Origin of the sequence: Acidomonas methanolica, assembly GCF_004346035.1 — a bacterium.
In the GTDB taxonomy this organism is placed as follows: Bacteria; Pseudomonadota; Alphaproteobacteria; order Acetobacterales; family Acetobacteraceae; genus Acidomonas; species Acidomonas methanolica.
Genome location: NZ_SLZN01000012.1, coordinates 23993 through 35856 on the forward strand (window position 1 = coordinate 23993; position 11864 = coordinate 35856).

General features: G+C 63.4%; 18 protein-coding genes and 1 pseudogene. 16 read left to right on the forward strand and 3 right to left on the reverse strand.

Annotated features, from left to right (window positions below; translation table 11 throughout):
* Positions 1–4: 4 nt before the first annotated feature.
* The 4 genes from EDC31_RS10115 to EDC31_RS10130 all read left to right on the forward strand — a co-directional run bounded on the left by EDC31_RS10115 (position 5) and on the right by EDC31_RS10130 (position 2079).
* On the forward strand, positions 5–685 hold the full coding sequence (locus EDC31_RS10115) for a DNA methyltransferase (protein ID WP_042062136.1): 681 nt from the start codon (positions 5–7) through the stop codon (positions 683–685).
* Between the two features lie 153 nt (positions 686–838).
* Positions 839–1132, forward strand: a complete 294-nt coding sequence (locus tag EDC31_RS10120) for a hypothetical protein (RefSeq protein WP_239641765.1) — start codon at positions 839–841, stop codon at positions 1130–1132.
* A gap of 393 nt (positions 1133–1525) precedes the next feature.
* Positions 1526–1765 carry a hypothetical protein gene (locus EDC31_RS10125; protein WP_243697800.1) on the forward strand — a complete coding sequence of 80 codons (240 nt, stop codon included), beginning with the start codon at positions 1526–1528 and terminating at the stop codon, positions 1763–1765.
* Entirely contained in the window at positions 1762–2079 is a 318-nt protein-coding gene (locus EDC31_RS10130) for a DUF736 domain-containing protein (RefSeq protein ID WP_025861645.1), read from the forward strand. The genes EDC31_RS10125 and EDC31_RS10130 overlap by 4 nt, the downstream gene beginning before the upstream one ends.
* 52 nt (positions 2080–2131) lie before the next feature.
* Here EDC31_RS10130 and EDC31_RS10135 read toward each other — a convergent pair whose 3' ends face one another.
* Positions 2132–2383, reverse strand: a complete 252-nt coding sequence (locus tag EDC31_RS10135; protein ID WP_042062866.1) for a helix-turn-helix domain-containing protein — start codon at positions 2381–2383, stop codon at positions 2132–2134.
* A 270-nt stretch (positions 2384–2653) separates the two neighbouring features.
* Between EDC31_RS10135 and EDC31_RS10140 the strand changes: the two genes are divergently transcribed.
* The 12 genes and pseudogenes from EDC31_RS10140 (at position 2654) to EDC31_RS10190 (ending at position 11156) form a co-directional block, all read left to right on the forward strand.
* Positions 2654–2860 (forward strand): transcriptional regulator domain-containing protein, encoded by a 207-nt coding sequence (locus tag EDC31_RS10140; RefSeq protein WP_081797961.1) that lies wholly within the window; start codon positions 2654–2656, stop codon positions 2858–2860.
* 58 nt (positions 2861–2918) lie between these two features.
* Complete coding sequence (locus tag EDC31_RS10145) at positions 2919–3440, forward strand: DUF2285 domain-containing protein (RefSeq protein ID WP_239641779.1); 522 nt, start codon at positions 2919–2921, stop codon at positions 3438–3440.
* A 96-nt stretch (positions 3441–3536) separates the two neighbouring features.
* Positions 3537–3833 (forward strand): helix-turn-helix transcriptional regulator, encoded by a 297-nt coding sequence (locus tag EDC31_RS10150; protein WP_012553482.1) that lies wholly within the window; start codon positions 3537–3539, stop codon positions 3831–3833.
* Positions 3833–4906: a replication initiator protein A gene (locus tag EDC31_RS10155; protein ID WP_243697802.1), complete on the forward strand. Its 1074-nt coding sequence runs from the start codon at positions 3833–3835 to the stop codon at positions 4904–4906. Before EDC31_RS10150 ends, EDC31_RS10155 begins: the two co-directional genes overlap by 1 nt.
* Entirely contained in the window at positions 4903–5391 is a 489-nt protein-coding gene (locus EDC31_RS10160) for a DUF2840 domain-containing protein (RefSeq protein ID WP_042062872.1), read from the forward strand. Before EDC31_RS10155 ends, EDC31_RS10160 begins: the two co-directional genes overlap by 4 nt.
* Before the next feature lie 17 nt (positions 5392–5408).
* Positions 5409–5873: pseudogene (locus EDC31_RS18125) on the forward strand (DNA cytosine methyltransferase); the annotation flags it as partial.
* A 22-nt stretch (positions 5874–5895) separates the two neighbouring features.
* The gene (locus tag EDC31_RS18130) at positions 5896–6768 is read left to right on the forward strand and encodes a hypothetical protein (RefSeq protein WP_243697803.1); all 873 of its coding nucleotides are present in this window, start codon (positions 5896–5898) and stop codon (positions 6766–6768) included.
* Positions 6769–6838: 70 nt separating this feature from the next.
* A complete protein-coding gene (locus tag EDC31_RS10170; RefSeq protein ID WP_042062449.1) occupies positions 6839–7468 on the forward strand; it encodes a S26 family signal peptidase in 630 nt (209 codons plus the stop codon).
* Between the two features lie 58 nt (positions 7469–7526).
* Complete coding sequence (locus tag EDC31_RS10175; RefSeq protein ID WP_042062451.1) at positions 7527–7868, forward strand: DUF736 domain-containing protein; 342 nt, start codon at positions 7527–7529, stop codon at positions 7866–7868.
* Positions 7865–8536 (forward strand): lytic transglycosylase domain-containing protein, encoded by a 672-nt coding sequence (locus EDC31_RS10180; protein WP_132127031.1) that lies wholly within the window; start codon positions 7865–7867, stop codon positions 8534–8536. The genes EDC31_RS10175 and EDC31_RS10180 overlap by 4 nt, the downstream gene beginning before the upstream one ends.
* Positions 8537–8729: 193 nt before the next feature.
* Positions 8730–10469 (forward strand): relaxase/mobilization nuclease domain-containing protein, encoded by a 1740-nt coding sequence (locus EDC31_RS10185; protein ID WP_042062332.1) that lies wholly within the window; start codon positions 8730–8732, stop codon positions 10467–10469.
* 129 nt (positions 10470–10598) lie between these two features.
* On the forward strand, positions 10599–11156 hold the full coding sequence (locus EDC31_RS10190) for a flavin reductase family protein (protein ID WP_042062330.1): 558 nt from the start codon (positions 10599–10601) through the stop codon (positions 11154–11156).
* 11 nt (positions 11157–11167) lie between these two features.
* On the opposite strand, the gene EDC31_RS10195 is transcribed toward EDC31_RS10190, so the two are convergent.
* Both EDC31_RS10195 and EDC31_RS10200 read right to left on the reverse strand, forming a co-directional pair.
* A complete protein-coding gene (locus EDC31_RS10195; RefSeq protein WP_081797940.1) occupies positions 11168–11599 on the reverse strand; it encodes a hypothetical protein in 432 nt (143 codons plus the stop codon).
* Positions 11600–11608: 9 nt separating this feature from the next.
* The gene (locus tag EDC31_RS10200; RefSeq protein WP_042062328.1) at positions 11609–11860 is read right to left on the reverse strand and encodes a type II toxin-antitoxin system Phd/YefM family antitoxin; all 252 of its coding nucleotides are present in this window, start codon (positions 11858–11860) and stop codon (positions 11609–11611) included.
* Between the last annotated feature and the right edge of the window lie 4 nt (positions 11861–11864).

Genomic DNA, 11864 nt, shown 5'->3' on the forward strand with positions numbered 1-11864 from the left:
GACCATGACCGGCAACACCAACACGGCGACCGATTTCCGCAATGCCATCCTTAACGGTGACAGCGTGCAGTTGATGCGCGCGCTTCCTCGCAATGCGGTGGATTTCATCCTGACAGACCCGCCTTACCTGGTGAATTATCAGGGCAGGGACGGGCGGAAGGTGCGCAACGATGACAATGCACGCTGGCTCCGGCCAGGCTTCAACCAGATGCATCGTGTCCTGAAATGGGGCGGATTTGCCATCAGTTTTTACGGCTGGAACCGTATCGACCTGTTCGCCGATGCATGGAAGGCGGCGGGGTTCCGCATGGTCGGGCATATCGTTTTTCGCAAGTCCTATTCGTCATCTTCCCGATTTCTCCGGTATGAACATGAGAGCGCTTACCTGTTGGCTAAGGGCAACGTGGCACCGCCCGCAAAGCCCATCCCGGACGTGCTCGACATGCCCTATTCGGGCAATAAACTGCACCCGACGCAAAAGCCGGTGGCGGCACTTCTGCCTCTGGTGGAGGCGTTCTGCCCGCTGGGCGGTCTGGTGCTGGATCCGTTTGCGGGTTCCGGTTCGTCGCTGGTGGCGGCGCAGCATCTTGGGCGCGACTGGCTGGGTATGGAACTGGACCCGGAGCACGCGGCCACGGCGACCCGTCGGCTGGCCTGGCACGGGGCAGGGAGGGCGGCGGAGTAAGCCGCCCCTTTCTTTCTTCATGTTTACCGGGCGACCAGAAAGTCGCGCCGGTCCTTCAGGACCGGCGGTGGGAACGCGCTGCCCGCGCGTGCGGCGCTCGCCGGCACGCCCGCTCGCAAGGTTCAGTGAAACAGGGTGCTGGACCGGAGCCCTTTGCTCCACCCCAATGCTGTCAGTCCAACGCGCCGCGTTCCCGGCGCGAGCGGAAGACGCCGACAGGGGCGCCTCGGCCAGGCGATCCTCGTCTCCTCGCACGATCTTTTCCTGCGGGTTACGGTCTCGCTCCTGCTTGCTTTGCCAGCCGCGCTGGCGGGATTTGGCATGACGCTGGGTTTCAGCGGCCTGGGCGATATGGGTGCCATTCCGGCGTATATCTTCGCGACATTCGGGGCGCTGTGCGTCGGCGGTGCCGCATGGACGCGGCTATGCGCCATCCAGCCTGCCTGAAAGCCTGATCTTCCGGCAGGCAAGTGTAGGGCCGGGGCGGTCAGCCCCGTTGCGTGAGCAAGGCCGGCTCCATGTGGCGAGTGCGTGCGCCGTCTTTATCGAAAGGGCATGGACGGATGGATCGGGGGCCGGACTGTCCAGCTTCACGCTGAGATACACCTGTTCATACGGTGCAACGCAGGATCGGTGCGGCCCCTTGCTGTTTTCCTGTGCGGATGTGGGGATGACCAATAGCCACAGGCCCGCTGTTCGATACGTGGACTGGTAACGGCGCCGGATTGTCCCGAGCCGCCGAGAGACATCCCCATCAGACCCACGCCCCAGTCATGAAACACGACAGACTGCCCTGTCCCCACATAACGCTGACGGCGCCGCACACCATGGCCTCTCGATATGGCCGATCTGCCCGAAGACCGGCTTCGCCTCGCCCGGCTATGGCGCAACGGCGTCCCGCAACTTTCTTCCCCTGCCGGCTGCGCCGTCATTCCGCGCGGAGCAAGAAAGTTGCGGTCCTGCCGTCCTCCGCGTTGCTTCGGCCTGCCAGCAGATGCGCCGCCGGTCGTCTCCGGGCTGACGATGGCCATCGAGGCCACGGTGGTCGCGGCCCGATACAACCAGGAGACAGGACAATGATCATCGGTTCATTCAAGAAGGTCGGCGAGGGGTACGAAGGCGAAATCGTCACCCTGACACAGAAAATCCGGGGTATCCGCTTCGTGCCCGAAGCCAACCGGGCCAGCGACAATGTTCCCAACTTCCGGGTGCAGATCGGAAAACTGGAAGCCGGGGCCGCCTGGATCAAGCACACCACGGACTGGCGCGAATATCTCAGCGTGAAGCTGGACGATCCGACCCTTCCCGGTCCGATCTTCGCCAGCCTCTTCGAAGAGGAAGGTGGCGCCTACAACCTGGTCTGGAGCCGCCAGCGCCCGCGCAACGGGGACTGACTATCCCAGGCCCCTCCGGTTCGCCGGAGGGGCTTTTTTATCGCCAGGCCGGTTATGACTTTCCGTCGGCCGGTGCCGCTTCTGTAGCGACAGCGTGGCTTTCGTCCAGCAGCGCGGCGGGCCGCACGCCCAATGCCTGTGACGCATGCCATAGCGAAAGCAGCGTCACATTCTGGCGTCCGGTCTCGATCCAGCTGATATAGGCACGGTCCACGCCCATCTGTTCCGCCAGGGCCTCCTGGCTGAGACCGGCGGCGCGTCGCAGGCGCCTCACGTTCGCGCCGAAAAGTCCTCGGATGTCCATCCGCAGGATAGGAACGATTTGTGTATTATCGCGCTACGTATTATAATGCACGGAACACCAAGCGCCTTTCCGTGTGATGCGTCACGGGCATCACGTGATGTCGCGGAAACCGACCTTTTCGGCCCGTCTGGCGTCAATATCCCCCCGATATAGAAATAATCCCGAACTTATAGGATATGTTCGGGATCACCTCCCTGAGTCTTGGGGACTACCCGTTCTGGTTCTGTACCGGATACTGGGTCGAATCCATGACATATCGGGGGAGGGGGCGTGCCGACAATCCGGCCATGGGATGCCGCACCCCTTCGTCGCGCCTTCGCCGGGCTCGACCCTGCCGGTCTCGCCCAGGAATGGCTGCGGCATAATCCGGCCTATCGACACGATCATGCAGCAATAATTCGGATGGGCAAGGTTGACGCCGAGGCATGGCGCGCCTTCGCCCGTCGTTGGGGGTTGCGTTTTCCCTGTCGATCCTGATCTCCCCGCCTGGCTCGCCCCCGCGTTCTGGGATCCGGACATCGCGCCGGAGGTGGCCGTGCGTGGCGATGGGGGTGATATCCTGTCCCGCCTCGCGCCATGCGCGCGGGCACGACATGATGCTCCGGATGGCATCCATCTCGTGCTGGACAGCCCAGCAGACCCGCTGCGCCTTGCCATTGTCGTCGATCGACAGCCCGACGCACCAGGAACCTGGTTCATCATCGATGACGCGCACCTCACGACCCGTCTGGCCAGCGTTGCGCGCTTCGGTCGTCTGCTTGCCGGTCAGACGCCCGGTCCTCTTCCCTCTACGCTGCGCCTGAGTCCCCAGCAGAAACTGCGGCAGATCCGCATGCTCTGCATCGCCGAAGGTCGGCGCATGGGTGTGACAGTGCGCCGGATCGCGGCCGGCATCTACGGCGAGCATATCCTGCGCCTGTCCCGCAATGAATGGCGTGCCAGTGCATGGCACCGCGCCTTTTACCGCGATCTCGACGGTGCGGGGTTCTATCTGAACGGCGGCCACATCGCCCTCCTTCAGGGGCTGAAGCAGGGGGGTGACAGTCCGGCGGCCTGAACTTTGTCATCCCTCCCCACAGCCCATTCTCCGGCAGCGTCCTCCCATGAGCCGCGACAGTCCGCACGCGGCCCGATCCAACGGGAGGAAGACCTCATGCGTGTCCAGCCGACATTGCCACCGCGCTATCTGCGCACCCCGGATGCGGCCAATTTCGTTGGCCTGTCCATCCGCACCCTCGAAAAACATCGGAGTTGCGGCACCGGTCCGCTCTACCGCCAGCTTGGCGGCCGGATCGTCTATGCCGTCGAAGACCTCTGCGCCTGGGCCGATCTGAACGTCCGGCTGTCCACGGGTGACGGTGGTGGCATCCCCATGCCGTCCGATCCCCGCGCCTATATCATCCGCTTGCAGGCGAAGGCCCGCAAGGCGCAGCGGAGTGCCGGACGATGATGCCGTCTGCCGATAACTGGCGTCAGCCAGATCGCCGCTTTGCGGTCTCCGGGCCTGCCAGTCCGCGAGACATCCGCGACCTGATGGATCGTCCGCTCTTCGCACTCGGGAAAATGCCACGTCATGAGCCGATCCGTCATCGGTCGGGCTACAGCGAGGTTCACGTCATGTCCTCCGGCGACGCCGGGCTGGCGACACTCATGGATGCCGACGTGCTGCTCTGGCTTGCCGGACAGCTCAGGGGCGCGCTGAACGAGGGGCAATGGATTTCCCGTCATGTCCGTTTCACGCCCTGGCGTCTGTTCCAGGACCTCGGCTGGGATGCCGGCGCGCATCAGTACCGCCGTCTGCGTGGCGCACTGACACGTCTCGCGGCCACGACGGTGATGACGAATATCCGCAATGGCCCGGACTGGCGGGAACGGCCGTTCGCCTGGGTCAGTGATGTCCGTATCTCCCGCGACGATGGCGTCGCTCTGACCCTGCCGGACTGGTTCCTCGCCGCTGTCACTGAGCCCACACGCGTGTTGACCGTGCATCCGGCCTATTTCCACATGGGGAGCGGGATCGGACGCTGGCTCTACCGCTTCGCCCGGCGACGTGTCGGACGGCAGAAGGGACGATGGCTGTTCGATTTCACAGAATTGCATGGCCGTTCCGGCACTCTGATGCAACGATATGATTTCGCGCTCGCACTGGGAAAGATCGTTCGGGCGCAATCGCTTCCGGGATACCATCTTTCGACCTGCCTGCGACATGGCATCGACTATCTGCGGATCGAAGCAACGACGCCGTCCACAGGGCCTGTGGAGAAGCCTGCGGAACCACTCGTTGCCACAACGGTGGAAAAGCACGTTGGAACAGATACGGTTATATCGTTGGGTCGTTCAAAAAACCACTATGTAAACCATTGTTCTGGAAGAAAAACCGAGAGGCGTAACTTCTTAACTTATAAGTACAATACTATATGTAGTGATAAGAAGGACATTTTTCGCGACAATTCTGGCCTGTCCGGACAGGCCAGAAAAGAAGCTCGGGAAGCGGTCGCGGATCGCGGGGCAGGTGCGCCATGACCGCCCCGTCTTTCCGACCGGATGGCGATGCGCTCACCACGGTTGAACTGACGTGGATCGAGAAGCGCATCGAACACTGGATCCGCTTCGGCCATCCCGTCGAGGATCGCATTCTCGATCGTCGGCGCAGGCTGATGAGCTTCACGCCGGGCAGCGTGTTCGCGTTCATCCGCTGGGCCGCCAACGATTTCGGCACCGTAGTGTCCTGCATCGACATCGTGCGGGCCGTGGGCGCTCAGGAAGCCTGCCAGACCGTGCCGTTCGTGCGGCCCGGTGGGGAGAGCCTGCTGCGCCAAAGTGGCTGGCCAAAGGTGCGCCGGGTGCTGGAGTCCATCGACGGCGTAGAGGCGCTGGGGATCGATCCTGCCGCTGTTTGTCCCGATCATTGGCGCCATCTGCATCACCGTCTCACGGCAGCGCAGGAGCCACGTCCCTACACGCGCGAACGGCACCAGGCATGGTTGCGCCGGAGGGTTGTGGCATGACGCATGGTCATTCCCCCATGGGTGACATCTCACCCCGCACACTCTTCCGCGTGCTGGACCTATTCGCGGGGGCGGCCGGCGGCTGGACGCTGGGCCTGCACCGTGCGGGTTTCGTCACCGTTGCCGCCTGCGAGATCGTTCCATGGCGGCGCGTGCTCTACGCGGAGAACAATCCCCATGTCCGCCTCTACGACGACGTCCGGACCCTCACCGCAGGGCGACTTGTTTCCGACCTCGGCTTCCTGCCAGACCTCATCACGGGCAGCCCGCCGTGCCAGGATATCAGCAGCGCCAACACCAGGGGCAAAGGGATCGACGGCGCGCGGTCGGGCCTCTACCGTGAAGCTGTCCGCCTGGTCGGAGAGTGCCGCCCTCGCTGGTTCGCTTTTGAGAACAGCGCTAACCTCAGAACTCGCGGCGCTGACCGGCTGCTCGATGCGCTGGAGGCGTTCGGCTACGCCTGCGAACCGTGCGTGGTGGGTGCTGGAGACGTCGGCGCCTGCCATGTCCGCAAACGGTCCTGGCTCATCGGTTTCGACCCCCGGCAGCTTGCCTACACCGGTCTCGCAGTCGCAGCAGGGCGGGATGCGGATGGAAGGGGGAGCGGGCGCGCGGGCGGCGATGAAGGCGTCGGGCCTGTACGATGTGTTCCGCACGGATCGGATGGCGACGCCACGGGCGTCGGATGCCGCGAAGGGTGGTCGGGGCGACGTGCTGGCGCAGATGACGGGGCAGGAAAACCGTCATGCGGGGATGCTGGGAACCCCGACTGCCAACCCTGCGCCACGGGGCAGCATGTTGCGTCGGTGCAAGGGGCGGATGACATCGGAGCAGGACGATTTCAACCGCACGCCGACGATCGGGGAAACGCTGTATTTCGAGGAGCACCAGCCTCTCTGCGGGATGCTGCCCACACCGCTCGCGCCGAATGGAGGTCGCCGGCTGAGTGCGCGGGAGATCGGGACAGGCCGTCGGGCGAACGGATCCAAGGCCCAGATCGACACGCCGAACCTGCTCCGGCACGCGGATCTGGAAACGCTGCCGACACCCACGAAGCGGGACAGCCGGATGGACGGGTGGAGCGATGCCTACGACCGCCGCAAATCCCCGACGATGGACGCGGTGATGGATGGAGCGATGACGGGTCGGGCGCCCCCGGACCGCTGGGCGGGAGCGCGGGCGCTGGCGGCGTTACTGCGGAGCCATGGGCTGACTGGAACGGCGGCCCTGCCGCTCACCTACGGCTGGATGATGGGCTTTCCGCCTGGCTGGCTCGCACGCGCGTTGCACTCGGCGATGGACGCCGGGCGTCTGCCGCCAGCCTCGTCGTCGAAGCGTTCGGCGACGCGGTCGTCCCGGACATTCCCGAAGCCATAGGCAACGCCATCCTGCGGGTCGAACGCGCGCTCGACGCGGTCTTCGTGCGTGCGTTGTCAGGAGATGTATCATGACCCGGCGCGGCTGGTTCTTCGCCACGTATTTCGCCGTGCTCGGCGTGGGCGCTTCGCTGGCGTTTCATCCCGCGCCGCGCTGGGTCTGGAATGAAACGGCCAGCGTTCCTGTCGGGCTGTATCGCATCCAGTCAACGGTTCCGGTTCGCGTCGGCGACATCGTCGCCCTCCGCCTTCCCGAGCGCGAGGCGACACTGCTGGCGACGCGAGGTTACCTGCCGTTCGGTGTGCCTCTGCTCAAGCCTGTGGCAGCGCTGGCGGGGCAGAGTGTCTGCCGCAACGGCACCCACGTCACCATCGACGGCAAACCTGTCGGTGACGCAAAATCTGTCGATCATCGGGGCCGCAAGCTGCCGCTGTGGCAGGGTTGTCAGCGCCTCGGTCTGGGGCAGGTGTTCGTCATGAATGCCGCTGTGCCGACCAGTCTGGACGGACGATATTTCGGTGTCCTGCCGATGGACACCGTCATCGGTCGCGCTGTGCCGGTGCATGTGCGCACAGGCGAGGCCGAATTGCTTCCCCCGCATTTCGATCCCCTCCCGGATCTGCGTGATCCAGTGCGGGAACGGCCACTCATGGGACCGCCCATGGTGCCTGTGAAACAGAGCGAACCGCCGATCGAATGACGGTCGCAAGGCACACGGTTTTTCCATCACCTCTATCATTTCCGAAAGGATTTTTCTCATGAGCCAGATCGGATTTTTTACCCGCACCGCCGATGGATTTGCCGGGCGTGTGCGCACCCTGTCGCTGGACGCGGAACTGACCTTCGTGCCAGTGGAAAACAATGGCGCGGAGCATGCGCCGGATTATCGCATCCATCTCGGTGATGGAGACGCTGGGCCAGAGATCGGTGCCGGGTGGACCCGCACCGGGGAACGTGCTGGCGAGTATATTTCCATCGTGCTGGACGATCCCTCGTTCATGCAGCCGGTCCGGGCCACGCTGTTTCAGGCGGGACGCGGTGGGCGCGAATGGCAACTGGTGTGGAACCGGCCCACGAAACGTCCGGGAGGCCGGGAATGAGACGCCGGTTTTTCGTGTCTGGCAGCATGCTGGCCGTGCTCGCGCTGGCGCTCTCGCCGGCCGTTGTTCGGGCACAGGACTTTGATGATCTGGTACGGCAGGCGGCGGAACGGAACGCGATCCCGCCAGCGTGGGTGCGGGCGGTCCTGCAAGCCGAAAGTGCGGGTGATCCGCACGCGGTATCCGGTGCTGGTGCGATGGGGTTGATGCAGCTCATGCCGGGCACCTGGAAGGATGTCCGGCGCGTGCTCAATCTGGGCGCCGATCCCTTCGATCCGCGTGACAATATCGTGGCCGGGGCAGCCTATCTGCGATGGCTGCACGACCGCTATGGTGATGCCGGTTTTCTCGCCGCTTATAACGCTGGTCCCGGTCGTTATGACGATCATCTGGCGACTGGTAGGCCCTTACCTGCCGAGACGATTTCCTACGTGGAATTCGTCACACGGCTGATGAAAAACCGATCGTCTGACCTCCATCTTCCCGTTTCTTTTTTGTCCTTTCCGGCTCGCTCCTGGGTGACGGCCGCGCTCTTCGTTTCCGGCCAGCCCGATGCGTTTCGGACCACCACTTTACGTCGTGTCGCTGTTCCCGAGAACCTCTTCGCGGGGCATGTCGGGGAGAGGTCCGGCATGGTCCCGCTGCGAGGATCGGATCAGGTCCAGTGAGGCGTGAAACCCCCGGAAAACCAACAGAAAAGGGAGGGCTGGATAAAAGGCCGCACATCGCGGCTCGGTCGGGGTGGCTGTTTTCCGGGGTTTTTGAGGTCTTGTCGCGAGGTGCGTGGATTTTCCGAACCTCGCGACACGGTGTCATCTCATTGATCCGACGCGATCTTTCGCGCGGTGCAGGACATTTTTCATGAACAGGGACGAGGAATTCAGGGTTCGGCTAGGGCGTATCCGCTCTACCCGCGCCCGGCAGGCACGCCCCTTCGTGACGCAGGTGCTGGCGTCGGTGCAGCGGGCCGGTGGCCGGGTCTCCCGCGCGGGGAAAATCAGTGCCGGGCGTCGCTCCAGTTTCGGGCGCGGCCGGGCCGCTGCTCATGCCGCCAATCGCCTGCTGACCCGCCGTTCGCGGGGCGTCGTCATCAAGGCCCGCGTCGTGCGGCACGCACCGCGCGCCACACCACTGGCGGCACATCTCCGCTATCTCCGTCGGGAGGGCGTGACGCGGGACGGCGAGGATGCCCACCTGTTCGGGAAGGACAGCGACGACATCCGTGCCTCGGACTTCGCGGAACGATGCGATGGCGACCGCCATCATTTCCGCTTTATCGTGTCGCCAGAGGATGCGCCTGAGATGTCGGACCTGCGGGCCTTCGCCCGCGATCTGATGGGGCAGATGGAATCCGATCTTGGCACGAAACTCGACTGGGTTGCCGTCGATCACTGGAATATAGCGCATCCCCATCTGCATGTCATCGTCCGGGGTGTGGCGGAGGATGGGGCCGATCTGGTGATCGCGCGCGATTACATCCGCGAGGGGATGCGCGCCCGTGCGCAGGATCTGGTGACGCTGGAACTCGGGCCACGCACGGATCACGACATCCATCAGGCAGTCGAGCGGCAGGTGAATGCCGACCGCTGGACCCAGCTTGACCGGCAGCTTCAGAGGGACGCAGGAGAGGATGGCGTCATCGACCTCGGACGCGTGTCAGGGGAACAGCCGGACGCCTTTGCGACGGTGAAGCTTGGCCGATTGCGCCGTCTGGAAACTATGGGGCTGGCGCATCAGGTCGGGCCGGATCGGTGGCGGATGGACGAGAGTGCGGAAGCCACCCTGCGCGAGATCAGCGAGCGCAACGACATCATCAAACGGATCCACCGGGGGCTGGCGGAACAGAAGATCGACCGTGCTGCGTCCTCCTGGGTCATGGCCGCCGAGGACACTACCGATCCCGTCATCGGTCGGCTGGTCGATCGTGGCCTTGATGATGAACTGCGTGGCACGGCTTATGCTGTCGTCGATGGAATTGATGGGCGCACGCATCATATCCGTCTGTCGGACCTTGAAGCTGCTGGCGACGGAGCGGTCGGCTCCATCGTCGAACTGCGGCGTTTCACCGACAAGCGGGGGCGGGACCGTGTCGCGCTGGCCGTGCGTTCGGACGTCACGCTGGAGCGGCAGGTGACGGCGGAGGGCGCGACCTGGCTCGACCGGCAGGCCATCGCGCGGGAGCCTTTGCCTCTGGCATCCACCGGGTTCGGCACCGAGGTGAAAGAGGCGATGGAAAGGCGCACGGAGCATCTGGTGGAGCAGGGGTTGGCCAGCCGCGACGGCGGGAGCATCCGTTATGCCCGGAACCTGATCGCCACGCTGCGTCAGCGGGAGCTTGAGATGGTAGGATGGAACCTCAGCGGGAAATCAGGGATACCGTTCCGGCAGAGTGGGGAGGGCGATCCCGTCACCGGCACCTATCGCCAGCGTTTCAATCTGGCATCGGGCCGGTTTGCCATGATCGACGACGGGCTGGGCTTCGAGTTGGTACCATGGTCGCCCTCGCTGGAAAAGCAGCGGGGGCGGGAAGTGTCGGGGATCATGCGCGGGGATGGGGGGATCGACTGGTCGTTCGCGCGCAAACGGGGGCTTGGATTATAAAATCAGGTGTCCGTGTTTTTCTTCGCACATGCTGCCAGTTTCTCATGATACCGTCGACGCCGCGCAATACAGAATGCATGGAAGTCGTGCTATAAGATCTGGATCAGCGACAACCGGACGGAGACTGCCATGCAGCCGTTTCCCCTTGATCAGGCTTTTACGTTTCTGGAATCCGGGCCGGTAACGCTCTTGACCACGCATGACGGTGGGCGCGACAATGTCATGACGATCACCTGGACCATGGTGCTGGATTTCGACGCACGTTTCGCCATCACCACTGGTCCCTGGAATTACTCATGGGAAGCGATTGAGAAAACGCGGGAATGTGTACTCGCCATTCCATCCGCTGACATGCTCGACACAGTCGTGGGGATTGGTCTCTGCTCTGGCAGGGATACGGACAAGTTCGAAAAATTCGGTCTTGACCGCCGTAAGGCTGAGAGGGTGAAAGCACCACTTCTGACTGAATGTCTGGCGAACATTGAATGCCGCGTCATCGACATCATCGCGCCGTATGGCATCGTCATTCTTGAAGGGGTTGCGGTCCATGCCGACCCGCATCGCAAGGAACGCTCCTCCCTGCATGCCATTGGCGATGGCACCTTTGTGACCGACGGGCCTGTGCTGGATCGGCGCATGATGATGCGCTCGAAGCTACCACCGAGCGTCCTGACGCATAAATCATGATCTCCGCATGATCATTCCCGTGGGGTCTGCCGCAGGCTGCGGTCGCGCTGGTGGGCGACGATCCCACGTTTGACTGCCGCGAAAATCTCTACTGGCAGAAAGCCCCACGCAAAACAGTCGGGTTGGTTGCGTGAGACGGGCCGCAGATCATAGCCGGGCCATACGAAGCGGTTGAGTTCGGCTGTCACGATCCATGACGGTTCGTCATCCAGCCCAAGGCGTCGTTTGACGTTTGCCGGGAGAGCTACCGCATGAGGGTCGTCCGGTCTGGAATGGGTGATCGGTACGACATAAACCTGGCAGTCGCCGTCAGCATCGGCGGCAGCAACCACAATGGCACAGGGCCGTGCTTTCCGGCCTTCCTCGGCACCGGCGCGGTGCTGGTCATGCCAGAGATAGGAATAGGAAATGACCAGACCAGGTGCAGGTTCGGGAATAGACACGATGCGTGCTTATTGGCCCATGGTGTAGCGGTGCCCCTCGGGGATCTCCGCTGCCTCGATCAGGGCAATCTCATGATCGTTGAGATCGGTCGCAGCGATGGCTTCGCGCTGGGCCTGCTTCAGGGCGTGAAAGGTCTGCGCCGAGATGATATAAACCGTCTCCCGACCATATTTCGTGACCTTCACCGGTTCGGTGAGCGCGCGGTCATGATAGGCGCCGAAATTCTTCTGCACATCGGATGAAGTGACTGTGGTGGACATCGGA